The sequence below is a fragment of the Halobaculum sp. EA56 genome (genome assembly GCF_051195075.1).
Classification (GTDB): Archaea; Halobacteriota; Halobacteria; order Halobacteriales; family Haloferacaceae; genus Halobaculum.
This window is the reverse complement of sequence record NZ_JBNTJX010000018.1, coordinates 16,247-40,583: the sequence shown is the minus strand read 5'-3', so window position 1 is coordinate 40,583 and position 24,337 is coordinate 16,247. Positions and strand designations below refer to the sequence as shown.

General features: G+C 56.4%; 16 protein-coding genes. 3 read left to right on the top strand and 13 right to left on the bottom strand.

Annotation, left to right across the window (positions count from 1 at the left end; translation table 11 throughout):
- Positions 1-142: 142 nt before the first annotated feature.
- The 4 genes from ACQUQ1_RS19150 to ACQUQ1_RS19135 all read right to left on the bottom strand — a co-directional run bounded on the left by ACQUQ1_RS19150 (position 143) and on the right by ACQUQ1_RS19135 (position 7,349).
- Entirely contained in the window at positions 143-658 is a 516-nt protein-coding gene (locus ACQUQ1_RS19150; RefSeq protein ID WP_435065864.1) for a winged helix-turn-helix domain-containing protein, read from the bottom strand.
- 72 nt (positions 659-730) lie between these two features.
- The gene (locus ACQUQ1_RS19145; protein ID WP_435065863.1) at positions 731-1,963 is read right to left on the bottom strand and encodes an MBL fold metallo-hydrolase; all 1,233 of its coding nucleotides are present in this window, start codon (positions 1,961-1,963) and stop codon (positions 731-733) included.
- A 639-nt stretch (positions 1,964-2,602) separates the two neighbouring features.
- Entirely contained in the window at positions 2,603-4,828 is a 2,226-nt protein-coding gene (locus ACQUQ1_RS19140) for a hypothetical protein (protein ID WP_435065862.1), read from the bottom strand.
- The gene (locus tag ACQUQ1_RS19135) at positions 4,821-7,349 is read right to left on the bottom strand and encodes a hypothetical protein (protein WP_435065861.1); all 2,529 of its coding nucleotides are present in this window, start codon (positions 7,347-7,349) and stop codon (positions 4,821-4,823) included. Before ACQUQ1_RS19135 ends, ACQUQ1_RS19140 begins: the two co-directional genes overlap by 8 nt.
- A 480-nt stretch (positions 7,350-7,829) precedes the next feature.
- Here ACQUQ1_RS19135 and ACQUQ1_RS19130 point away from each other — a divergent pair, with 480 nt between their 5' ends.
- Both ACQUQ1_RS19130 and ACQUQ1_RS19125 read left to right on the top strand, forming a co-directional pair.
- Entirely contained in the window at positions 7,830-8,240 is a 411-nt protein-coding gene (locus ACQUQ1_RS19130) for a DUF7344 domain-containing protein (protein WP_435065860.1), read from the top strand.
- Positions 8,241-8,478: 238 nt separating this feature from the next.
- Positions 8,479-8,655 carry a hypothetical protein gene (locus tag ACQUQ1_RS19125; protein WP_435065858.1) on the top strand — a complete coding sequence of 59 codons (177 nt, stop codon included), beginning with the start codon at positions 8,479-8,481 and terminating at the stop codon, positions 8,653-8,655.
- Positions 8,656-8,872: 217 nt separating this feature from the next.
- Here the strand turns inward: ACQUQ1_RS19125 and ACQUQ1_RS19120 are convergent, their stop codons facing one another.
- From ACQUQ1_RS19120 to ACQUQ1_RS19090, 7 genes are all read right to left on the bottom strand, one after another.
- Positions 8,873-11,779 (bottom strand): helicase-related protein, encoded by a 2,907-nt coding sequence (locus ACQUQ1_RS19120; protein ID WP_435065857.1) that lies wholly within the window; start codon positions 11,777-11,779, stop codon positions 8,873-8,875.
- 7 nt (positions 11,780-11,786) lie between these two features.
- Positions 11,787-13,952: a BREX-5 system phosphatase PglZ gene (pglZ, locus tag ACQUQ1_RS19115; RefSeq protein ID WP_435065855.1), complete on the bottom strand. Its 2,166-nt coding sequence runs from the start codon at positions 13,950-13,952 to the stop codon at positions 11,787-11,789.
- Between the two features lie 2 nt (positions 13,953-13,954).
- Positions 13,955-18,280, bottom strand: coding sequence for a BREX-5 system adenine-specific DNA-methyltransferase PglX (gene pglX, locus ACQUQ1_RS19110; RefSeq protein ID WP_435065854.1), 4,326 nt, complete (start codon positions 18,278-18,280; stop codon positions 13,955-13,957).
- A gap of 144 nt (positions 18,281-18,424) precedes the next feature.
- Complete coding sequence (locus ACQUQ1_RS19105; RefSeq protein WP_435065852.1) at positions 18,425-18,844, bottom strand: hypothetical protein; 420 nt, start codon at positions 18,842-18,844, stop codon at positions 18,425-18,427.
- A gap of 86 nt (positions 18,845-18,930) precedes the next feature.
- Positions 18,931-19,569 (bottom strand): SLATT domain-containing protein, encoded by a 639-nt coding sequence (locus tag ACQUQ1_RS19100; protein ID WP_435065850.1) that lies wholly within the window; start codon positions 19,567-19,569, stop codon positions 18,931-18,933.
- A 13-nt stretch (positions 19,570-19,582) separates the two neighbouring features.
- Positions 19,583-20,653, bottom strand: a complete 1,071-nt coding sequence (locus ACQUQ1_RS19095; RefSeq protein WP_435065848.1) for a CBASS oligonucleotide cyclase — start codon at positions 20,651-20,653, stop codon at positions 19,583-19,585.
- Positions 20,646-21,395: a hypothetical protein gene (locus tag ACQUQ1_RS19090; protein ID WP_435065846.1), complete on the bottom strand. Its 750-nt coding sequence runs from the start codon at positions 21,393-21,395 to the stop codon at positions 20,646-20,648. Before ACQUQ1_RS19090 ends, ACQUQ1_RS19095 begins: the two co-directional genes overlap by 8 nt.
- Before the next feature lie 275 nt (positions 21,396-21,670).
- On the opposite strand from ACQUQ1_RS19090, the gene ACQUQ1_RS19085 reads away from it, so the two are divergent.
- Positions 21,671-22,555, top strand: coding sequence for an HFX_2341 family transcriptional regulator domain-containing protein (locus ACQUQ1_RS19085; RefSeq protein ID WP_435065845.1), 885 nt, complete (start codon positions 21,671-21,673; stop codon positions 22,553-22,555).
- Positions 22,556-22,582: 27 nt separating this feature from the next.
- Here ACQUQ1_RS19085 and ACQUQ1_RS19080 read toward each other — a convergent pair whose 3' ends face one another.
- Together ACQUQ1_RS19080 and ACQUQ1_RS19075 are read right to left on the bottom strand one after the other, a co-directional pair.
- Positions 22,583-23,578 carry a hypothetical protein gene (locus ACQUQ1_RS19080; protein ID WP_435065843.1) on the bottom strand — a complete coding sequence of 332 codons (996 nt, stop codon included), beginning with the start codon at positions 23,576-23,578 and terminating at the stop codon, positions 22,583-22,585.
- Between the two features lie 96 nt (positions 23,579-23,674).
- Positions 23,675-24,337: a hypothetical protein gene (locus tag ACQUQ1_RS19075; protein ID WP_435065842.1), complete on the bottom strand. Its 663-nt coding sequence runs from the start codon at positions 24,335-24,337 to the stop codon at positions 23,675-23,677.

Sequence of the window (24,337 nt, the reverse complement as noted above, 5' to 3'; positions counted from 1 at the left end):
CGGTGAGACACACCCGGTTCGTCGGGTCCGACCGGAGCATCGGGAGGTAGCGCATCACGGGACCGCCCGAGAGCATCGCAAACGAAGATGTGCAAGTAGTTCGCCAGTGATCGTAACCCTTCCCTGTTTCCCAATTCGCCGCTTACGCTTGGGCGTCGCAACAGTATCTCGCGTAGTAGTCGAGTGCCTCCTCGACGATGCTGAGTCGGTAACTGACGAGCTCCCAGTTGCGCGCGGTGTGCTGGATGTCCCGTGTCTCCGCGGCGGTACTCGTGTCGGCGGCGAGCTTGCGTAGTCCCTCTGTGGAATCCACCCCGTACTCGTTTCGCCACTCCCTAATCTCATCTTGCAAATCGTCTTTCAATGCCACGAGCTCATCGCGGTCATTGTTGTCGATCAGGTCTCGCAGTGTCTGCAACCGTGAGTAGAGTGGATCGGAAGCGTACCTGGTCGTTTCTCCGTGCTCACTCTTCAAGAGCACGCTCAGCTCTTCGAGACGTTCGAGATGTTCTCGAGCCGTATCTTCCGAGACCTGTGCTTCTTCTGCAATATGGGCCACCGACAGCGGCTTTGAGGCGGCTTCTGCGACTGCCCGAACTCGGTCAATCGCGCTGGTCTTTGCTTGCCACGCCTCAACGTCCGAGGCGTCTTCTGCCATAGACTGACGTACGGGAGATAATTCAATAAAGCTACTCTGGTTGCTGCCGCTCTCTACGTCTGAGCTGATTACTCAAATAGTCTGCACAGAGCCGATTTCGGGCGCGGTCGCTTCGATGCCGGCTTCCTGAAGTTCAGTAGCAAACTGCTCGCAGCGGTCGCCGTGGTTCACGAGCACCGTGGTGTCCCGATAGGACTCGAGGAAGTTTAGCAACCCGTCGCGGTCGGCGTGCGCGGAGAAATCGTACTGTTCGACTTGTGCACTCACGGGCATCACTCGTCCGTCGATCTCGGCACTACCTGACTCGATGAGGTCCCTCCCAGGAGTTCCTTCGACCTGGTAGCCGGTCATCGTGATCTTGTTCACCGGATTGGACCGTATCTCGGGGATATAGGTCATAGCGGGGCCACCAGACAGCATTCCACTGGTGGTGATGATCGCGGCCTTCTGATCGGTAATGCGTTTGCGTTGCCCATCGCGACCGGTGACGAATCGGGCGTGCGACTTCGCCCGCCGAAGCGCGTCGGCGTCGCGGACGAATTCGGGGTATTGTCGCAGCATCTCGGTGACTTGCTTGCCCATCCCATCGACGTAACACGGAATGTCGTACTCGTCGCAGATGAGCAGCATCTCTTGTGTCCGTCCGATGGCGAACGCCGGGACGACGACCGTACCCCCCTCCCAGAGCGTCGTATTGACGCTCTGTGCGAATTGTTCTTCGACGTTGACCCGATCCTCGTGTTCCACGTCGCTGTACGTGCTCTCACAGATGACGACGTCTGCGTCAGGTCGGGCCGTGGTTCCTGTGACGAGACGCTGATCATCGGTATGGAAGTCGCCAGTGTAGAGAAGTCGGGTGTCCCCGTCGTCAATGAGGACGTGCGCGCTCCCGGGAATGTGGCCTGCGTTGTAGAACGTGATTTCGTGTCCCGCGGCCTCAAACGTCTCCCGGTAGCCGTGAGTTTTCGAGACTTCTGTGACGCGTTTGACGTCGTTCTCGGTGAATGGGCAGTTGTACGTCCCGCCGTGGAGTTTGAGCGTGTCGCGTGCGAGCGTTAGTGCGAGCTCGTACGTTGGTGGTGTCCAGTGGATTGGTGGTCGATTGTTCCCCGAGAGGAGTGCAGGAATTGTACCGACGTGATCGAGATGGCCGTGAGAGACGACGACCGCATCGGGCTTCGGAGTCTCCACCGGAAATTGTGGGGGGTTGCCAGTCAGCATACCAAAATCGAGAAGAAGAGAGTTGTTCACGAGGACAGCGCTTCGGCCGACCTCGCGAGCACCCCCGAGGAGCTGAATATTCATCGTCAAGATTACCGTCTCGAGAGGTTTCGATTCATCGGTTTGGCCTTAGCTAGCGGAATTTGCGTAAGCTCCTACCTACCACCATAGTGGCATCTTCGTGTCATGAGGCCACTGACCCCCTCGTGCCTATCTGAAATACGATGGGTTGGAAAGCATCCCTACTCAAGACCACCATCGGTACTCAGCGGTGTCGTGATCGAGGATCCTATCACATAAGAATCAGATGTCCAAGTCCAGAAATATTACCAGGATTCGGACGTCTGGGCACGATGAACGGGATGTTGTGCACCATCTCAGTATCAACCGCGGACTCACACCAGAATAGCGGCAGCCTTGCGATACAAAATCTGCCCCCTGGGCACGTTCTACTGTTCTATTTTGGCCGAAAGAGAATTCTGAAACGATTTCAGAGCAAGAATATCCTGTCTGTACGTCACCTGTCACGGCCCGAAAGCACTCTATAGACTCTCTCACTATTTCTTAGGACTCTAAAACACTCGTGTGAGGTTACTATTAGACACAGGTATGGGGTGCCATTAGAGGCCTATTCGGTTGATTGGTGTTGGAGTGAGTGGTGGCGGTCAGAGGGCGTTACTGGTCACATTTTGTACCAGTCTATAGCGGGTGAGGAGGAGAGTGTTAGTCGGTGAGTCTGGTCTCGATGTCGCGGTGAGTGGTGATGGGGTATGGAGCGTTCGGGTTGGTGGTGAGGAACTGGTTGCGCAGCTGGCTGATTGAATAGTCACCCGTGATGGGCTCGGTGACGTTGAAGGTGGCACGGGTCGGATTTCGCTGGTGGTGGGCGTTGAGGAAAATCCGTGCTTGAGTGCTGTTTCTGAGAACGTACAGATGGTCCGTCTTCGTGTTGAGTGGCTCGAAGTTGCTAATGTCTTCGTCGACAAGAACGTCTGCGACGCAGACGAGTTCGTCGTCGCTGTTGAACGCAGCAGCGTCAACCGTGTTGTCTGGGAGCCGGCCGAAGTACGGGGCGATGACGTAGCTAACATCGTCTCGTTGGCGGAGGAAGGCTACGGTGTCTCGCAGAGCGGCGTTGTGTCTGAGGGTCGATCCATAGACAGCGAGGTCATCGATGTAGAGGGACACGGGGAGTTTATCGCGGGCAGTGTCCGTGAGGGAGTAGTATTGCCGCCGGCTGAGCGCAGTCGTGTTGATGAGGTCGTCGAGTCGGTCGGCGTCGATGTTCGAATTGGTTGTGAGCGTACTCAGGAGACGTCTGGTTGTTTCCTGGAGGTAGGTAGGCCGTCCTCCAACTCTGATCAGTTCGAGCAGTTTGAGCAGTTCGTTCTCTGTTGTTGGGTTCTGTAAATCGACGAGTTGGTTGATGGCCTCGGAGAGTTGGTGCCCAGTTGGTGTTTCGCGTGCAGCGACCGGTGCAGGCAGTGTGAAGAACATCTGGGTAGTCGAGTCTCGATGCTGCTTGAGAACCGCTGGGTCGTGACAGGAGAGGGCGTTGTAGTAGTTCCCATAGTCCTCCTGGCAGGTACGGCAAAGCCACAGTGATCCGTCTTCGCTGATCGTGTGGTCGCTTGCGGCAGGCCGAGTTCGATCGCTCCAGAGATGGGAGTCAGTGACACCAGCCACAGTGTAGGGCTGTGCGTTGGTTCGTGCGTTCGCGAAGATGTCGTCGACGTGGGAGTCAGGCTGCTCGCTATCGGCTGGAGCGACAAACTGCTGTAAATTGTCGATTTGGGTGAACTCGAACCGTTCTACGAATGACGGGTGAGGACTGCCATCAGGTACCTGGAGGACAAACGGGAAATCTTCGCCAATCTCGATGTCTGGATGCTGTTCTGGATCGATTCTGACATCGGGGAGGTACCGTACATTGAAGGAGTCGACGACTCTTGACCTGGCGTCCTTCGTCATAGGGAATGAGACCCCGAGATGGAGCGGCAGTTCGTCGATCTGGGGAGCGTTGAACAATTCGTAGTTCGGGAAGGGGTTGTTCGGTCCGATCGTAGGCGGGTTGTTGATGATGAGCGACGCTGACGTGGCGTCCGAGTCGGCTAGAAGGTCGCTGTAGACGCGCCAGCCGATGATGCTTCCGAGGACGGCTTGGCCGGTCTCTGAGAGGTTGCTGAGGTTGACGATGACGTAGTCCCGCTGTCCGAGGTCGGTGATGTTGAGAGGGGCGTGTTCGATGTTGCGCAGGGCGTCAAGCGAGGGTGGGAAGGTTTCCTGGAGGTAGCTGCGGAGGGTGTGGGCGTCGCTATCTGCCGTGTAGTCGGTGATTTTCGTTGGGTCTTGAATCCGGTTCTCGGCGGCCGCCTGCTTTTGTAGGGCAGCTATCAACTCGGCGAGTGATGCTTCCGGCGGGTTGCGGCCAGCGGCGAGGTAGTCAGCGAGCCAGTCGAGGTGCTTTGCTTGCTGGTCCTCAAGCCGATCGTCGCCCCGCCACATCGAAAGCGGATTGATGCCTCGTTTATCGAAGTGGTTCGCGGCGTGGTACGTGTCGACTGCTCGCTCCATGCTTAGCCCACGACGCGAGATGACCGGAAGTGCAGGAACGGTTTCTGGCGGGTCAAAGTAGTAGAACGTGCGTTCGTCTTCGAGATCATTCTGGGCGCTGTATCGAGCGAACGTCTGGACGAACAGCCCATCGTAGTCGAGAACGACGAAGGGGCCCTGAGCGTTGGAGTCGAGCTGGCCAGTCAGCACAAGTAGCGTGTTCAGCACGTCTTCGGCCGTCATTGCAGCGTGTGCGAATCGAATCGGCTCGCCCAGTGGCACCGTAAGCTGTCTCTCGGTTTCCTCGTATGTTCCGAGTAGGAGCCCGTCGTCCGTGTCGTAATACGCACGCGGGTCACTTCCTGTGTTTCTCGCGCTATCGTCGCCGTCACTCATCGGTTGCCACCTCGATTGAGCGGGTTGTGGAGAGAGAACGGATACCGGCTTGCCAGAGCTCCTGGTGCTCGAACGTGCGGCGCCAGAGACTGGGTCGATCCGTTGATTCCTTTCGATTCGGGAAGCTCTCGAAGTCGATGTAATCAGGGGCGTTGAGGTGCTGCATAGTACATCTGAGGTCCGCAATAGTTGGACAGTGCCAGTGAGTCGCCGCCCCCAGAACATCCAGCGCTTCCAGCTTCCGAAAGTTCCGGCGGGTTGCAGCCGCGTTACCGCTTCGCCGCTGTACCTCAACGGCGTGCTGGAGGAGCCCGCCGTCGAAGCCGACCACGTCCAAGGTGCGGTTGCGGTACGCATCCAATCCCAGATCCACGAGGGTGAAATCGTCGAGACCCACATCCGCAAGGGAGACTCTCGGAACGGTTTCGTTGGTGAGCGTGACGTCCCCCAAGGTGTTCCCTGCGTTGCCGGTGAGTTGATCGAGTTGGTCAAGCGGGATGTCGGCCGCCGTTGGCGTGTCGATGTGGTCGAGGCCGTAGCTCGCTGCTGTCTCCTCTGTCATCGTGACCGCGGACGGCTCGAACCTGGCCAAGGGGATATTCTCTGGTCTGAGACGGTGGATGTCGTAGTATTCCACCGTCTCGTCGCAGCCGCACGCGTCCTCAATGGCTTCGGCCATTTGAGCGACCCCGACACGGTGTGCCGTCGTTTCGTGGGGATGATCTTCCGCGTAGCCTTCGTGCGTGATGCCACCGTAGCGCGGGTCACCATACTCGTCGCCAGTGTTCGTGGGTCGTGACGTGTGACTAACAGATGCAGCTGTGAGCCGTTTCCGAACTGAGTAAGGAACCTCGTAGTAGGTTCCCTTCAGTTCGTCAACCTCGGTGAGAAACCCGTTAGATTCGAGCTTTTCCAGGTCGATGTCCAGTCGGTTGCCCTTGCTATCAGCCGATCGACCGTCGAAGTCCCCCATCGACTCTGTCAGATCGTAGTCCTCGATCAGCCGCCCCATCGCTAAGGTCAGCCTCGTTAAGAACAACTGTTCGTCTCGATTTAGCGTGGGGAAGTCTGTTGGGTCCGCAAGCAGTGTGACATCGTGAACGGATTCAGCTTGCTTTGGTTCAGTGACTACGGCCCGATGTGCCTGCTCGCGCGCAGTCTTCATCACTGATGCATTCCGGGGAACACATTCATCGGCGTCGACAGCCCCAGCGTATCCTGTTGCGGATCCGGATGCTTCCGTCGGATCAGTCGTCGGTCGGTACGACGCCTGCGTGTTGAGCACAGAGATGTACGCGTCCCAGAGATGCGTCTGATCTTCGTCCGGCAGGGTCGTGTACAGTGGAGTGTACGCTGGCTCAGTTAGCCTATACTCTACTTCATCCGTTTCAGTGTCTGGAGGGTGGCGCTGTTCAACAGCGGCATCGAATCCATCGTCAATGACGTTCTGGGTTGCTTCGATCGATGAAATTGCTGTCGAGGGTCGATGTGGAGCAGGGATGACGTCGCTGACCGCTGAATAGAGCTCAGCCGCCGTATGGTAATTGTCTATGTCGAACTCGGGATGGGCGCGAACCGCGTCAACGATGTTTGTTAGTCGCTTATCCGGCGCGACGCCCCCATGGGCGACAGTGTCTCGTTCTGCCCCGATGCTGTTGGTTTTCGTCCCGTAGCAGCAGCCATAGACCTGTTTATGGTTCTGTGAGGCAAGTGTAGTCGTTATTTCGTTCTTGATTTGACCACACTGGTTCAGCGCCTGTTGCGTGAACTGCTCGCTTCGGTGTTGGTAGTACGTGTTTACGAGCTTCGCCCAAGACACCGACGCGTAGGCTTCAAGCTGCCGTTCAAAGAGACCGTATGGAATGTGTGCGATGCCGTTGGCGATCTCGATTTGTGGAAGGTCCTCAGTGGTTTCGTGCTCGCGCGGCGTCGCCGCACATCGGAGTGAGATTTCTGCCGCGTTGAGGTAGATGTACTCACTATCGACCTTCGTGACGGGTAGTTCGTCACTGGAGCCGGAGTGTCGATACGCATCATCGACGAGGAGCGTGCTTGCGAAGCGACGGCGAGTCGCGGGCGAGACCTCTACGAACAGTTGCTTGGAGTTGGCAACGTGGTACCGCCGCACGAGGTCGCCAAATCCGGACAGCCCTGGATTTTGCCACAGTGGCCAGTACCGCATTTCGCGGGCGTAACTGTCGGCCGTAAATGCGGACCGGTCGGTAGTGCCGTCGAAGGCACGCGTGCGTTCGATGCAAATGGTTCCGAGCGCACTGAACAGTGCGAGCTCGGCCCAGTCGTTTATTACACTGTCGCGGACGTAGGCGGCAGAAGGGTGTTTTACCTGGAACTTGTGGTCGTAACTGGCTTTGAGATAGTCGTCAAGTCTGTTCAACAGGTCTTCGGTACTCGTGTTTGCTGTCGCTTTATCGAACAGCCTGATGAGGTCGTCTGTGGCTGTGTGCGCAGCTAACAGCAATGAGAGCGTTTCGTTTGCTTTTGTCTGAGGTGAGTCGGCCATTTCGATATGGACGTCACTATCGGTGTGGTTCGTGACGCTGAATCACTCAGTCGCCGAGAGTCAGGTATTAGGGGCTCTCGGTCTTCCTCCCGACTGGGCACGCCGTTTGCGGCGGCGGCCCAGACGAGCGACTGCGTGATTCCGTCACGCGCTACGCTTGCGATCCGCAGGGGCCGCGTTGTTGGGTGGATCTGGCACGCGGCCTCCTTCCGCACTCAACTGTAGTCGGTGCGCCACGGATAAACCCTACACGTGAGTTAACCCTGTCCCACTTCTAACCAGAATCAGAGAATACCGAGTAGCGAATCTTCTCTGAGCGGATTTACCGACACTTATCCCTAGATAACTCCTGACAATATCCTGCGCGGGTCGCCCGCAGAAACGGGCCGGTGTAGGAGCACCGAACCCGCGTGCTGCCAGCTATGACAGCGACCGTACCTACGAGTCTTCGAGAGAAAAAACGCACCGTCTCTGAGAATCGTGCTGTGGAACCAATTGCGACCAACGACGGGGGGATGGAACGTGTTGCCGAATGACTATCCCTCCAGCGCAGCCACCGAACAGGTAGCCCATGTGTTTCATGCGCTGGCCGAGCCGAGGCGGCTCTATGCGATTCGGTACCTGAGTTCCTTCAATCCGGGAGCTGAGGTTGATTTGCAGCGGATTGGTAAGTCGGTTGCAGGACAGGAGCGTGACATCGCTCCTGAGGACGTTGACAATCCAGCGTATAAATCGGTTCGGGAGGCCCTTCATTCGCATCATTTGCCAGCCCTAGACCAGTGTGGGGCCATCGAGTACGGGGGAGATAGGACTCCCGTCACGGTTCGACCAGAGTTGCGGTTTTACAGCGCGACCGTCTCTCTGGTTGCAACTTGGATTCAGTTCGAGTGACTGCCGAGTAGCGGTCAAACTCTCTGGTAACCGCATAGGGACTATGCGGTTTTTCGGGACTGTAGCCACAAAAATGGCTATAGAGCCCTTCTCAACTCTGTTTTTGCTATAGCTCCCGCATAGGGCGAATGTCGAAATATCCCTCTCTCCTAAATCGAGATGCAGACGGCGTGTCCATCGTTGATTCACACACCTGGGATGGGCCAATACTCATCAGCCGTCTGCTTCCATTCATCACATGACTCGATCCTCAGAGAATACTCAAGACCAACTCCCATCGCATAGTCCACTCCTCGCAGTCACAGAAGACGAGCGAGTGAGAGAGCGGATGAATGAACTTAGAGAGGACAATGAGTACGACACGCCCATAGAACCGTTTAACGAAGCAATCGAGGACGTGTTTTTCGACGAGTGAGATGGTTTCGGATACACCAAACCGATGTGTCTTCTGTAGCAGGGTTGCCGAATCAGCCGGTCCTGTCGGGTTCGAAGCTATTGAGAAACCAATCTGGGTCTGTGAGGTCTGTATCAGCCGGCTTGCCGAAGCACAGTCGACCCGTGACAAGACGTTTATCGACGTCCTGATCGAGGATGTCGCCACGCTCGACCAACGGCCAGAGTAGACGACAGCGCTACACCGGGAGAGCAAGACACAGATTCTCAACTTCGGGCGCGAGCGAAATTACCTGAGCCTTCCGCTGCAATTCCTGACGCCGATCTTCAATACGCTGTTCAAGCTTGTTGAGGCGCTCCTGCTGGCCGCGGATGGCGATGTCCATGTTCGAGCCGGCCTCTGCCTTCCGCTCGTAGTCCTCGATGAACTCCTCGATTCGCTGCCGTTCGGCTTCAGCATACTCCTCGAGATCGTCCAGTTCCTGCTGAGTTTCTTCGCGACGTCGCTCGTGCAGCTCCTCTCTCAAGGATGTGACCCGCTGGCTGATGTAGCGATTAGCGGCTGCTCGCAGCTGGTCCTGACTCTGGATCAGGGACCTTACGCGGTCTGCATCGGGTGAACCTTTGACGCTGTCTCCCTGGACGACACGTTGGCCCAGTCGCTGTCGCGGATCCTGGTGTTGAACATCGACGTACACTGGGATCATGTCTTCGCGAATGACTTCGCCTGTTCCGTCCTCGAACTTCACGCGGTAATTGTAGGCAATCCCCGGTTCATCGACGAACGGGAGAAGTTTCAGACCAACATCGCCCTGCTCGCTATCCAGTACCTGCTGCATGAGTCGCTGGACTAACTCATCGTCAGGGGAGACGTAGTCGATACCGTCGTGATCCATCGCAAAGTCACGGCTGAACGTGAACGGCCCGTACTCCTCGTCAGTTCCCTGCTGAAGTGAGCGAGGTAGCTCGGCCCTGTAGAGATTGCTTCCGGCCTTCTCGACGTCCCCACCAAGCGCCTCGACGCCGCGTTCGACGAACTCGTGAATGTCGGCCTCGGTCCCATAGACGTCTTCGGACTCGTCCATCACCTCCTGGATTTTCTCCCTGCTCTCCTGGTCGAACGTGCTCGTGTCGATGAGGCTGCGTTCGTACCACTCCTGGAGGGTGCGCTGGCGCTCGTCGATGAGCTCCTCGAGTTCCTCCTTGGTTGCACTCGCCGGTTCGTCGTTCTGGATGGACTCCATGATGAGTGAGTCCACGTCGATGTCATCGAGCATCCCCAGAACGTCAGCCGTGTTGCCGAGTTTGCCGCGGATATTCTCGACCTTGTTCTGGAGCATCTCGAAAATCTCGCCCTCGCGGGTATCCTCGAACGTGAAGTTCCAGACCTTGACCTCCTTTTCCTGCCCGTAGCGGTGAAGCCGACCGATACGCTGCTCGAGGCGGTTCGGGTTCCACGGCAGCTCGTAGTTCACCATGATGTGGCAGCTGTGCTGGAGGTCGATCCCTTCGCTCGCTGCGTCGGTTGCGAACAGCAGACGGGACTGGCCGTGGTTGAACTCTTCCTCGATACGTGCTCGCTCCTCTTTGTCGACGTCGCCGTGGATGACGAGGATCTCATCAGCCCACGGTTCGTCCTTGACGAGGTCGAGGAGGTAGTCCAGCGTGTCGCGGTACTCGGTGAACAGCAGGAGCTTCTCGTCCGGTTGCTCCTCGAGCAACTGCTGGATGTAGCGCCGCACTTTCTGAGCCTTGGAGTCAACTGAGATGCCCTCGGCCAGCGAGACGAGATCGCGAAGCGTTTCGATCTCTTCCTCGAGTTGCGCGTCGCTCTCGGTGACGGTTAACGCGGAGAGTTCCTCCTCGGCCTGTTGTTTATCCTCTTCGTCGAGGTCTTCGCCGTCGAGGTACGCGGACGCTTCTTCGGAGAGACTGGTGGAGGTCGACTGCTCGTCGACGAGGTCGCCCAAGCGTCGACTCAGGGTCGCCTGGATGGCACCGATACTGCTGACGAGCCGCTTCTGCATGAGTGCCATCGCGAAGCCGACCGCGGGCTCGTTCAGTTTCTCAGAGCGGTTGTAGACGTTCTGGACGTAATCAGTCACAGCGCGGTAGAACTGCCGTTCCTCGTGCGTCATCTCCACGGGCACCGTGTTGACCTCGCGGTCCGGGAAGATGCGTTCGCCGTCATCGTCGTACAGCGTCTGTTTCCCTCGACGGATCATCACGCGGTCGACGGCTTCCTTCGAGAGATCCTGGTCTTCGGCGACGAGGAACGGGTCGATGTATTCGACGAGCGACCGGAACGCTTCGCCCTTGCCGTCGTGTGGGGTCGCGCTGAGCAGCAGCAGGGAGTCGGAATTGCCGGCGACCCGTTCGACCATCTTCGACGTCTTGCTTGGCGACTCGCCGCGCTTGGCGGCCTTGTGCGCCTCGTCGACCACCACGACGTCCCAGAACGCCTCCTCAAGAGCAGGCTGGAACTCGTCCTGCCGGAGGAAGGCCTGGCTCGTGACCATCCGCTGGTGGTCCTGATCCCAGATGTTGGCCTCCTCGCCAAGCCGGCGGCGTTCGCCCTCGACCCACTGCCGGTCGGCCGGCGTGAGGTCGATGTCGAAGAAGCGGTCCATGTCCCGAATCCACTTCTTCTGGAGATGGGCAGGGACGACGAACAGGACGCGGTCGGCGCGGTTGCGAGCGGTGAGTTCCTTGAGGATGAGGCCCGCCTCGATGGTCTTCCCGAGGCCGACGTCGTCGGCGATGAGCGCCCGTTGGCGAAGTTTCTGCATCACCCAGTTGACTGCGGCGAGCTGGTACGGTTCGAGGCGGACCAGTGAGTTCGAGATACTCAGCAGCTGGCCTTGTTCGTGGGCGATCTGAAGCTGGAGCGCCTGGGAACGCAGGTCGAACCACTCAGCAGAGACCGCCTCATGGTCGGGATGTAGTTGGTCAGCTGATGCCGGACCAAGTTCGCCAAGCTGGTCGCGTTTCGGCTCGATTTCGACGTCGTCGATGCAGACGGTCTTCACGCCTTCCTCCTCGACGTACGCCCGGAGATAGTCGAGATCACCGACCGAGTAGGTCTTGATGACCTCGGCAGCGGTACCGTTCAGGAGGATTGCATCGCCGGACTCGAAGTCATTCATGAGTGGCTCACTCTTGCGTTATCGTGACGAAGTTCAGGATGAACTCCTGGGGGAGGACACCACCATGGTAGAAGCGCGCGTCCGGGAGTCCTTGGTTGCGGAAGCGCTGAATCGGGTCAGCGAGGGCGCTGATCTTCGTGTCGTCGTCGAGATAGCCGAGGTGGGCGTTCTCATCGAGTAAGACGCCGGGCGCATCATCACCAAGGTTCGATCCGGCGACCCAGCGACGGGTCACTTTCTCGGCCTCGTCTGGCGGGTGGATGTCGTCGATGTCGACGCTCTGCGGGAGGGAGACGAAGCCGTGGTCGGCCAGGATGTACGCACGATCCCACTCGCCCTGGTCGAGCTTTTCGCAGATGATGTCTGAGATTTTCTCGATGCGATCGCTGAACAGCGCCTCGAAGTCGGTCAGTTCCTCCTCGCCGGCCTTGTCGAGATCGTTCCAGTAGTAGGCGACGCGCGTGCTGGACCAGCCCGACTGCTCGTCCTCGCTCTGCATGATGTAGCTCCAGCCGTCGTCCTTCAGCAGCTTCTCGCGCTGGTAGTTGGTGATCTTGCGACCGTTACGTTCGGGGACGAGTTCGCCGTCCTCCAGTTCGATGTTGAAGCTGAACTTGCTGCCCGGCGTGAGCGCTGCCTTCCCAAATTCGGTATCCGAAGGAAGCGTTCCGACCCAGGCGTTCTCGTCTACCTCGAGGCTCGGAAGTTCGCGGCGGACAGACTCAGCTAACTCGTGCGCGAGGTCGAAGCGCAGCGCGTCGACGATGAATAGCGCGACGCTCTGCCCACTCTGGAGATGTTCGCTCTCCTGGTCGAAGAACTGGTGGGCGTAGTTTTCGCCAACGAACGGCGAGCCTGCGTCAATCTGGTCGACGACGAGGTCGGCGAGGTCGCTGAGGTACTCGAGGTAACGCGACTCAGTCAGTGACGTGCGCAGGTCGTCGAGCGTCGCCGTCGCGGGGTGCTCCTCGGGCAGCGCAGTCTCGGGTTCGCCCGAGATGATGAGGTTGAAGACGGCATTGTCGATCTGCCAGGTGCCGCCGTCGACATCGCCGTAGAGGTCAACGACGTCGGTCGTGTCGCCGCGTTCCTCCCACGTCTCGAGTTCGTGCGCGAGGTTTGCGACTTCGACGGCCTGCTCCCAGACCTGCGTCCACGGAACGTCACCGTAGGTCGTTTCGAGACGCTGGTGGCGCTTCGACGCCTGACTCGCGCACGTCCCGTACTCGCCGTCGTGGAAGGCCTGCGTCCACTCGTCCCAGAGTTCGTGTTCGAGCGAGGCGTCGACGGGACAGTCGGCGAGCTCCCACGGGTCGTCGTAGGTACGCAGGACGTCGTGCCAGAAGCGAGCATCAGGGTCGAGGTAGACGTGCGCCAGCTCCTCGGCACGCACGGAATCGACCTTGCTGAGCAGCGACTGGAGTTCGGGCCGCGAGATTCCGAGTCCTGAGCTCGGTTCAGGCCGGTACTCGGCGTCGAGGAGCGACTTCTCGAGGCCTTCTTCGACGAGCCATTCGGCGACTGCCCAACGACGGGTGCGCGTCACGAGTGCGTTTTTGTTGGTCTCGCCCTCGACGGCCGTGACACCCTTTTCGACAAGCAGGTCGCGAATCTTCAGCAGGTCGTCAGAATCGTCGGGTAGGTTCTCGGCACCGTGTTCGAGGACGAACTGCACTGGGTCGTCATGCCCGTCGAGCACGATCTTCGTCTGGAGGCCTTGGAGCGTCGGCAGGCCGCCCTCGCCGTTGAGTTCCTGAAAGAGCGTCTTGGCGACCTGTTCGCGGTCTCCCTCGTCGGCGTCCTCGTAGGCCGTGCGGATCGACGCCGCCTGTATGCGATCGTTCTCAAAGCAGCGTGCCGCGAGCTTGCCGATGTGCGCCTCGACGACACCACCAGTGTTCTCGACATCCTTGAACCAGTCCACGTCGTCGCTGTGCGCCTGCGGCACGTACCAGACGGTTCGGTCGCGTGGCGCGTCGGCGCGTAGCTCAAGTGGTGTCTGTTCGGCCGCGTGGAACTCACAGCCCAGCGAGTGGCTCACGCTCTCGACGACGTCGCGAAGGTAGCCACCGTCGTCCCACCAGAGCACGACCGGATCCTCGTCGGCCGCCTCGTCGATGGCAGTCTCGATGGCGTCTTCAGCGCACTGTGGCAGGGTCTTCGTCGCAGGCATGATTACAGGACATCTTCGTCGACAGTCTTCGGAACAATCTCGGCGTCGGCAAGTGGCGTGATGTTGATCTCGACGCCGTGCTTACGGTTCGGCTGATAGCCAGCAGTCGTAATCTCTGAGAGAGCGCGGTCGGACCAATCAGAGGGGATGCGCTTGTCCACAGCTTGGCAGCGGTCGTCAATCTCCTCGGCCAGCGCCTTGAATTCAGCGAGCGGCGGAAGGTCATCGACCTTCTCGACATCTTCTTCGTCGGCCATCTCTTCCAGATACTCCTCATCGACGATCGAGGAGTCATCAAGCCCCATTGCCAGTGAGGCGAGCAGGCGTTCGTCTTCAGTTAGAGTGTCGTACGGCTGACCGTCCTCATCGAGCAAGTCAGCACCCTCGCGCTCGAAGTAATAGGTCATGAACAGGATACCCGTGCTGGAGTAGTGGTCAGACCCTTTGAGCCGCCAGTTGAAGTAGTCGAACAGGTCGGCTAAATGTGCCTCGACAGGTTCGTCAACGGGTTTGGCGTACTCCTCGCAGGCACGCTCGAGTTCTTCGAGAGCGTCGATCCACTCTCCGCGCCACTCGTCTACGGTGTTCCAGAAATTATCTGAGAATGTGTCTTGGAACCACTCTTCGCTGTTGCGTTCGTGTAGTTCCGCCAGCGTTTCCACGCGCTTCCGGGTCTCCTCGCGGAACGTGGCGACCTTTGGGGCTAGTTCCTCTACGCGTCGGCGGTCCTCATCATCGAAGTCCCGTTCACCAGTGCTGCCCAGTTCCTGAATCACGTCCTCGAAGACGCTAATCTGGTTAAGTCCACTCTCGCAGCGCTCGTACTGCTCGGCAGCCTCAGCCTGCTCACTCGCGGAGAGCGAGTCGTCGCTGCGGCGGCGATTCGCGGCGCTACGACGCTCGCGCAGTTCGGCCTTCCGCGGTTCGAGGTACTGGTTCGTGAGGCGGTCGAATAAACCCGAATCGAGGCTGTGGTAGTCAACGAAACATGCGAACCCTTCACTAGTCGAGTCGGCAAGGAGACGCTCAGTGGTTAGTCGCCAGAGAATCGGCGTGTTCTCCATCGCGTTGACATGATAGTCAAACAAGTCGTTCTCAATAAATGCCCGGAGGTTCGGGTAGGCTTCCTCGGTGGCGGACTCGGCACCGAGGATGTCATCCACCTCAACCAGACGATCCTCTGCGTACTCTCCGTATACGTCCTCAAAGCACTCGACAACCCGGTCGAGCATATCGGCCTGGCCGTTAACGCCGTAGACCGGGATAATACCGTCGTCTTCCTCGTGGACGGCCTCCATTGCAAAGTGGTGGACAAGATCCTTGACCTGCTCGTTGATGTTGTCGGGGACTTCGGGAACTGATTCGGGATCGGGGACCTCACGGTCTTCGGGAGATTCAGAAGTACGAAGGAATATTTCCCGTCTTATTTGCTCCCGAGTTTCCCCACTAATATCCAAGATATTATAGATGGTCTCGTCGATCTCTGAAGATATTTCTTCAAGTTTCTTCTTTTGGGCCCTCGATGATTTCTCGTGCTTCCTTGCAGCCTCTCGAAGGGTTTCCCTCGGTTTGACTGTCACAGCTGACTGATCTATCTCTGTATCATCTCTGTGTGGATGTTCCGTGTACTCGTCAATTATTTGAGTTCTTTGGGGCAATAGGCTCGGACCAATATAGTACGGACTAGTAGGGGTATAGCTTCGCTGTAGAACCTTCTGATTGAACTGTTTCTTGGCCAACTTTTCCAATTTCGAGGATTCTTCCAACTTGCGGCTCCATGGTATCCTACCGATTTCGCCAACGTTCCAGTGTCGTCCGATAGTTAGACCCAACACTAATCCCGTTGTCAAGTTGCTATTCGCGTAAGAGAGAACCTTCCAAGTATCCCTCTTCGGGATGAACACCATCCCAGTGTCACTGAATATTGACGACGAATTCAGGAACCCAAACCTCCGTCCGGTTTCTTTGATTCGGTTGAACGCTAGCGCTTCTCTGAAGTAGAATTCAGTATTTTGTGGCCGGGAGGATGTAGTACGTTTGACTTCTTTTCCGTTCTCACCCCAATAGACGGTATCACTGACCTGAGGAAGGACCCAAGCGTCTGTCCCTCCCTTTGCGAAGGGAATCCAGTCCTCATAGTTTGGACTTTCCCAAAACGCACGAACGAACCTATCATTTGCCCCTGTTTGGAGACCAACCTTCGTTGTCCCTAAGCTTTCCCGACTTACACTGGTGTTTTCAGAATCGAACAGTATTTCTGAGGTATATAGTTCCCGAACTTCTGGTGGTAACCAGTAGGAAAGCGGCATTCCTGGTACTTTTGAGAACTCTTCCGTATCGATTGAATAGTGTCGCGTTATTCCGCTTTCATCAACTCTGTTCAAGTAGGCTGCATCTAGGAATGCACGTTCCTTCTTGTCAGTTTCCACGTCGTGAAGACGGAAGAACTCTCCTTCATGTCCTGTCTCATCAGTCTCGGTCTTCCGGACTACACTCCCGACAGTTCGAACTGTCGCATTATCTAGCACTCCAATCCCATATTCTGCCAAAAAGTCGAACTTCCCTCGCTCCCCTACGAAATCCTTTCTGAAGTCTTCAAAACTACTCTTATACATAAACGTCCGTGGAACGAGCATTCCTGTTCGACCATTCTCAGTACATAGGCGGTTACATACTTCGAAGAAATTGATATAGAACTCAGGCTTGTATTCGTATCTCTCCCGAACATATTCTTTAACCGAACTTGGCATCCGATTTCTCGATCCATACGGTGGGTTCATTAGTGCCACATCGTAATCCTGAGCTAGAATATCCAGCAGCCGCACGAAGCTCCGTAGGTCCTGTGCAAGGAATGAGTCCGATTCCCGGTGTTCTTCCACAGCCTCGCGCAGACTGTGCAAAACCTGCCCGAGCGTGTGGCTCTCTCGGGGATCGTCACCGAGGGTGATTTGCACGCCTCCGACGTCACTGTCGTCCTCGAACAGGTCGCCGAGTGTCCCACGCACGTCCAGTAGGCTCCCGAGCCCATGGACTTCCTCGAAAGCGTCCAGAATACGCCGCAGCGCGTTCTCTACTTCCTCGTCGTCGCCAGCGACCTCCTCGAACACCGCCTCAACGCCGTCGATCTCGGCGATCGTCGCGTCAGCACAGACGATGCCGACTTCCGGCATGTCGAAGCTATTGGCGCCCTCGGCCTCGGCCCGAGTCCGGCCCTTCAGGTAGAGATTGAAAGCTGCAAGCTGGCAGGCGCGCATGTCCAGGTCGACGCCGTAGAGGTTGTGCTGGAGAATCTTCCGTGGAATCTCCTCGTCAGGCAGGTCTGTTTCGGCACGCCAGATTCGTTCCAGCACGTCGAAGGCGTACAGGAGGAAGTGGCCACTCCCACAGGCGGGATCGATAACTCGAAGCTCTTCAGGGTGATCGAAGTCGGTGGGCTCACCCTCCTCTTCCGAGGGAACGAGGTAGGTACAGAAGTCAGCAATATCGGGTGATTCGTCGGGGGAAAGGGGTCGGTTCTTGCGTTCGTCGGGCGAGAACTCCTCCTGCGCTTCGACGACATCCTGCAACTCGCCGGTGTGTTCGAGATAGAGCTTCCCGAGCGAATTGTCAGTGAGCATCCGGACGACCCAGTGAGGCGTGTAGAACTGGTTCGCAGGTGGGACGTCTTCAGGTTCGAGCCCTTCGCGGTCACCCTTGCGACGCAGATCGTCGAGCAACTTGACGTTGTAGTATTCGTAGACCCAACCGAGGACGTCGTCGGCCCGCCATACCTCGTCGGGAACTGAATCGAGCTTCGCGCAGAGTTCTTCGAACGTGTCGTCGTCAGGGTCGATCAGGCTATAGGGGGACGAACGGTCGAAGAGAATCTCGATCTCCTCGGCGAAGTCGTCGCAGGCGTTGTGGTAGGCCTCGAGGATAGCTTCGTCCTCCAGCAAGAACTCCTCGTGGACGAGCGTTTCGGCGGCAGGCGTCAGGCCGTTGTCCTTGAAGACGGTGACCTCCTCGTCGATGAAGCCCCGCACTTCCATGCAGCGCAGGGCTGCCAGGCGATTGACGATGGTGTATCCCACACCCGTGACGTACTGATCGAAGGCTTCAGACCAAGTTTCGCCGTCGACGGCTTCGAGTTCGATCGCCTCTACGAGTTGCTGGGTGTCCTCGTCCAGCGAGTCGATGTCCTCGGGCTCGTCGTCGAGACCTTTCTGCGTGAGCTGGAACTCGACGTTGTCCTCGACGCGCTCGCGCATCTCGGTGACGACGTCTTCGAGGTGTTCACGCTCTTCCTTGTCCAGTTGGGCCTTCCGTTGGGAGAGAGAATCGCTTGCCATAGGAGGTAATGTGTATGCTATGTCCGAATCACACGACCGTCTTTAATGTTGCCGATGGTGGAAGTCCGCACTCAAGCTGTCGACACATAGTCGACGGCCTGATTGAATAGAACCTCTATCGGGAAAGTATCGTCTGATAAAGTGTTATTCATCATTACTATTTTCAATAATGTATTCTAAAATAGATGGTATGTCTTCATCTTGGTATTTAGATTTTAGAGTGTTCCCGATTCCCGATTTGCTCCTCGCGGTGTTAGCACATCCTTCAGCTAATTCCTCAACCTTCCCCTGTAGCTCCTCATCAAATCCCTTGATGTCACCGTAGACTGCTAACTCACGGGCCATATTCCCGAAGTTCTCCAAATCTCTACTAAATTGCTCGTCATCAGCCATTTCTACTTCCTGATTCTGCTTATACGATGTTCTCACTTTGATTGCTACCTCATAGCAAGATTTCTTCCACGCGTCTTCTGGAGATTCAGATTGTTCAATTATCTCTCGGACTTTTCCCGCAGATTGTTGCGCCACCGCCGAAGCGATAGCAGTAGCAACCGATTCAATCATAGCCCAATCTCCTTCTTCCAAAAATGTAAATCTAAATCCGGAACCCAAGATCGCTTCAGCTTTGTCTTGAACTGGCTTTTCGGGTCTTATTTCCCGCCTTCATCCTCTAACTCGGCTTCGTCAGCCAGTCGATGAGCGACTTCTTCGTCGGAGAGACAGTGGTCCGGTCCGGGTGGATACATTTGGGCCTCACCAGTGAGGCGCTCCTTGGCCTTCTCAGTGGTATCCACTTCGTCGTAAATCGACTCGTCGAGCTTCTCGTACCACCTACTGGTTACTTCCGGCATGTCCTCGTTCAAGTTCCTGCGACGTTCGGCCAAGTCTTCGTAGCGGGACTCCATGTGATCAAGACCGACGTCCTTCTTGGCGAGTTCTAATTTGATGAAGTCACGTAGGTCATCGAACAGCCGCTGATACGCATGTGCGGCCCGATAGTAGTTCTCTGCTTTGTCACCGGGATCAGCCATTCGCCTGTAGCCGGAAACGATGGCAGTAGTGATTGCGAGCCCAATTAGGACGAACTGGGGCGTCGAATCCCATATGAGAGCGATTGTTAGCAGTCCTGCAACACCGAAGACGAACCAATCGAGAAGCCGATCTACCTTCGAGTACCAATCGGCACCGACATAGTACGCTTTGAAAGTCCACAGAACACTGTCTGCTTCATTAGCAACGCGTTCACGTAGGCGTTCGTGCGCCTCGTAGTCGAAGTCCTCGTCAGTCATAGGGACCGAAATCTCACTTGAAATCGTCGCCGTAGACTTCTCGGTATTTCTCCTTTGCCTCTTGCGTCTTGCCTTCCTGTTTGAGGCGCTCAGCCTCCTCGATCTTCTCACTGGCACGGTACGCTTTTTTCGCGGCCTGCTTCTTCTCCTTCGAGCTCATGCCCTTGTCAACCCGTTCTTGGTAAACAGGCTCTCGCGTTTCGTCGTTGACGTACTGCGGGAGATTCCGGAAGAAGTTGCTCATGTGCTCATGAGTAGAGGCACCAGCAGGAGCGTCATTCTGGAAATATTTGTAAGCCATCATCACCATGTGATAGGAGTTTACCGGTTTCCCGTTCTCCTCATTCCACTTCTTCGCGGATACAGCAACCTGCTGGAGATTGCCCCCATTGTTCTCGTTAACGGCATTGTACATCGACTGGAATTTCCGGGGGTTCGTACCCACCCAAGATTGCCCGCCGTAGGTGTCGGGAATCGCGTAGCCGTTATTCGGGTCGTCAGCGCTCATCGGTTGGATGGGAATTTCCATCCCCCCGATGGTTACGGGGTCTGTCGGGCTCTCGGGGTTGTGAGTATCGCTGTAACGGAACGCCGGGGTAACCTCTACAGTGAAGTCACTGAACTTCACCGCCACCACGTTTCGGTCGATGCGAACCTCCTGGTTCGGGTATTTTTGCTTCAACCGTCGTTTGACAGCACGAAGCGCGTTCTGTGGACCGTTACGAGAAGTGGCCCATTGACCATGCTCGTCCGCATCGAGGACGACCATTACATCGACGTCGCAGTCCTCGTCGAGTGGCCCAGTCATCGTCCCTTGCATCACTGAACCGTAGATATGGTCTTCTTCGATCGACAGACCTTCGTCCTTCAGATTGTCGACGACGTTTTCACGTCGCTCCTGCATGTCCTTGGCCTGCTTGTCGGTTATCTGGGCATCCTCGGCGTATTCTTGGTGTGATTCTTCGATTTCACGTTCCGCATCCCTTGGTGAGTCACCAACGGCAGAATCATCTGAGTCGGGTGGTGATCGATTGCTCCCACCACCACCTTGCTGGTACTCTCCGACAGTTCGGGTGTTACCCATGAGCCACCACCTCGCTGGGTGATGGGGAGAAGGACCCTAACGTCGTCTGCCCGGCCCCAAGGACGGTCTCCTCTACGTCTTGTCTCCACTGGAGATACTGGGATTGTGCAGTATTCATAGGTACGTCTCGCAGGTCGGACTTTCTGATCCACCGTTGACCAGCAGCTGCAACAACTTCCGGCGGCATCTTGGCTAGGCCGCCTTTCGCTTGGAGGCCGATGAGTAGCACCCCGTCGACACCGAGTTCGTTGACGACCTCCCGGACATCCTCGTTGAGCTTGTTGATACCGTTCCCCATTTTCCCCCCGAAGTATTGGGCGCCGTAGTAGGCGCAGTACGGTATATCAAGCTCCCGAAGCGTTTCGTAACAGATTGCTCGCTCTTCAGTGGTATATCCCTTAACAAGCGGGATAATCTGGATAGACGTGGACAGAAGTCTGTCGTGCATCCAGCGGGTCCCGTCCATCATCTTCTTGATGTTCGATTTGCGCTGGGCTTTCTCCATATCCCCATAAACTGGATAGTCCGTAGGGATGTGGAAGTCTGAACCAAAAGCCTGTACGGCATTTCGTTCCCGAGTCCACCGAAGTTCTTCGAGGTCTTCATCGTGGATGATACCGCCAGTGATTACAGAGAACCGTTCCGGGATGTACGTAGTTCGGACCTCGCCACGGTGACGCAGCAGTGTCTCTACGTCGGTTATTTTCATCATGACGGTATCTGAACCTGGGAAACTATCCATGAATCTCTCGTGGGCCCGCTGTGGTTGAACGCGACGAATGAGTCCTCTCGGCCATTCTGCGCTATCTCGGGATCCCTGGTGTTTTTCGTTGGGGATCATTCTTGGATTTGCACCTGGAGTGCTGGTTGACGATAGTTACTACGTCACACGGGAAGATAAACGCTTCGCTGCTCAAGGTCGTCTATGAACAAAGTAAATTCTCGAAGGCGGTCGTTGGAAACCCATTTATTTAGGAGCAGCCACGACAAAGAACGTCGCAAGGGGTACTACGTAGCATGGGAAAATCCGTTCATCTAATTCCAGTTGGTTTCGACTTTCAGCGACTTGTTCAACCGATTAGCCAGGGGACGCTCGAAGCAGACGAGGTTTATTTACTACACTCATCTCGAGAGTCAAGCGATGAGGAAGCCCAGAAGCTCGCTGAGCGGATGGTTGAACGACTGGAAGAGACGTTTGGAACGATACTCGGAAAGAAGGTAGAGCGGCTCTCCGTCGGGAATATCTTCGAATTTGAAGACGCGTACCCGATGGCGTATGAGATGATCCAAGATCAAGTAGAACAAGGCAACGAGGTATGGGTCAATATTTCTTCAATGCCGCGTACTGTTGCCTTTGCCTTCGCCAGTGCTGCGAACTCACTCGTTGTTGAAGAGCCGGAACTACGCAATAGCGTACACACCTATTACGTATCTCCTGAGGAGTACCTCGTCACTCAGATGATTGAGGAACTACGAACTGAACGTGAGTTCCTCCAAAACTTGGACGTCAATGATTCCGAAGTGAAGGAACGTCAGCAGCGTATTAGTGATTTAATTGATGAGATCGACCAAAACGGGGTCACAAAAGGTGCCAAGAAAATGAACGGGGGCCTGCACGTGGAGTTCCCAACAGTTCCTGCCGCTGATTTGCACGATTTTGAGAAGACTGTCCTCCACTTCCTGTACGACGTTGGTACTGTAGAATCTACATCTGAACTAGCCAGAGAACTTGCTGCCGAGTTAGACGAAGAAGTAGATGGCGGTTCCTTCAAAAGTAAAGTCCAGTACAACGTCCAGAAACTTGAGGAAAAGGGGTTCGTTAATCGAAACCAGGTCGGGAATCGGACGGAAACAGCGCTTGGAACTATGGGCGAACTCTGGGTAGAAACCCATCCTAAGTGAAGACCATTTAGAAGAAGGACCCAGTCACTACTCCTCTAACTCAGTCGTATACGTTGGTCCTTCTCGAAGCGTCGACAATGAGACGTACCGGTGACCCTGCACGAACGCGACCGTTCGGTTCGAGTCGCTGGCTGTCTTGTCGTTCTGGACGGCTCGATCCAGTTCGAGATCAGGTTCGAGGAACAGGACCTTCTGCGTGTCCCCATACCGCTCTGACTCGTTCTCACGCATTTTCTCCACGGACTCGAGCAACGACTGCTCCTGGTGGTCGGAGAGTTCCGGATGGTCCTCAACCGTTTCCTCGTCCAGGGTGATGCTCTCGATGCTTCCGGTTACCCGCGGGACTTCGGCCTTGATCTCGCCATCCTTGTAGAACGCGAGGTGGGACACCGGTTTGAACGACCGGTTGGGCTGACAGAAGTAGTGGTCGTAGGTGTGGTATTCGTCCCACGCCCGTCGTGCGCCTACGACGAGGACACGGTCTTCTTTCCCGCTCACGAGATCCTCGTCGTAGATGAACCGCATCAGTTCCCGCAACAGGAACGCCTCGCGCTCGGTCGGAACGTACATGCTTGCCTCGGCACTCCCGACGTCGCGTTCGAGTACCGATTCGAGGGTACCGACCAGTGTATCGAAACTCGCCCAGACGAGCCGGTCATCGTCGATTGCCTGGACTTCGCTGGGAACGCGCTCGTCGGGTGTGAGCACGATCAAGCGCTGGAGGTCTGACGGGTCTTGATCCAGGGCCTCGAGATGGTCTTCGAGCTGGCTTTGCCGGACGGCGTTTCGGCTCGTCTTGGTTTCGAACCAGAGTGCAGTCGACCCACGAATAGCCGCGTCTGGGACAGATTCAACGCCGGTCACCTGGTTGTCGAACGCGACGAGTGAGAGGTCAGATTCGTCGACGAGTGCCTCGAGGATGTCCTCACCCAGACGGCTGTTGACGTGTTCGAGTACCGCGAGTAATGTCGACGTCACTCGGTTTTCTCCCTGCGTATACGTCGAAAAGAGCGGGTTCGTCATGCTGGCTGACTATTCGTACGCGTTACAAAGTCGTTTCCTCGAATAGTCACTTCCAGCATTCCTTCGGAGAAGCTGAGTGACGATATATGGGTGCCTTCATTCACTTTCTATCTTGTAGAAGGCGTACAACGCTTCGTCAAGCAATTTCGTTGGGGGCATATCCTTCTCCTGAACTACAGGGCACGGCCTGACATCTTCCAATATCTGCTTACAGTACCTGAGGAAGGTGACGTAATCCCCGGCGGTCTTACCGTAATCCAGACTGTTGTTGTCTAATGAGTACCCGGCTTCTTTCAAGTAGAAGTAGACGCCACGATCTGGGCGTTTAGTCCCCTTGGGGTCGTCCTGCTTTCGTTGTCGACGAGTGCGAATATCTTCGTCCCACATGACGAAGAGATCAGGATTCAGCAGACTGAGAATCTTTGATGCACCAGTTTGACCGAAGTGGTCCTTCAGGTCTCCCCAGACCTGCTGAATGACCCGGTGAGTCTCACCAGTCTCGGACAGGTCTGCGTCGTCCAAGGTTTGATTCTGAACGCTTTCGATCGCTTCGTGATGTCTCTCAAGAATTCGTTTTACTTCTTCCCCATCCATCGCCTTGGTTTCTCGAGCAGCGAAGTTCCAGGTGTACATCAGGAGCATCAAACCCCCAAAGACGAGATCGTCAGAATGGTACCAATCTGGGCGTTCGTATTCTCTCTGTACCGTCTCCAGCGCTTTGTGGTAGTAGTAATTGCGCTGTTCTTCGTGCTCGAACAA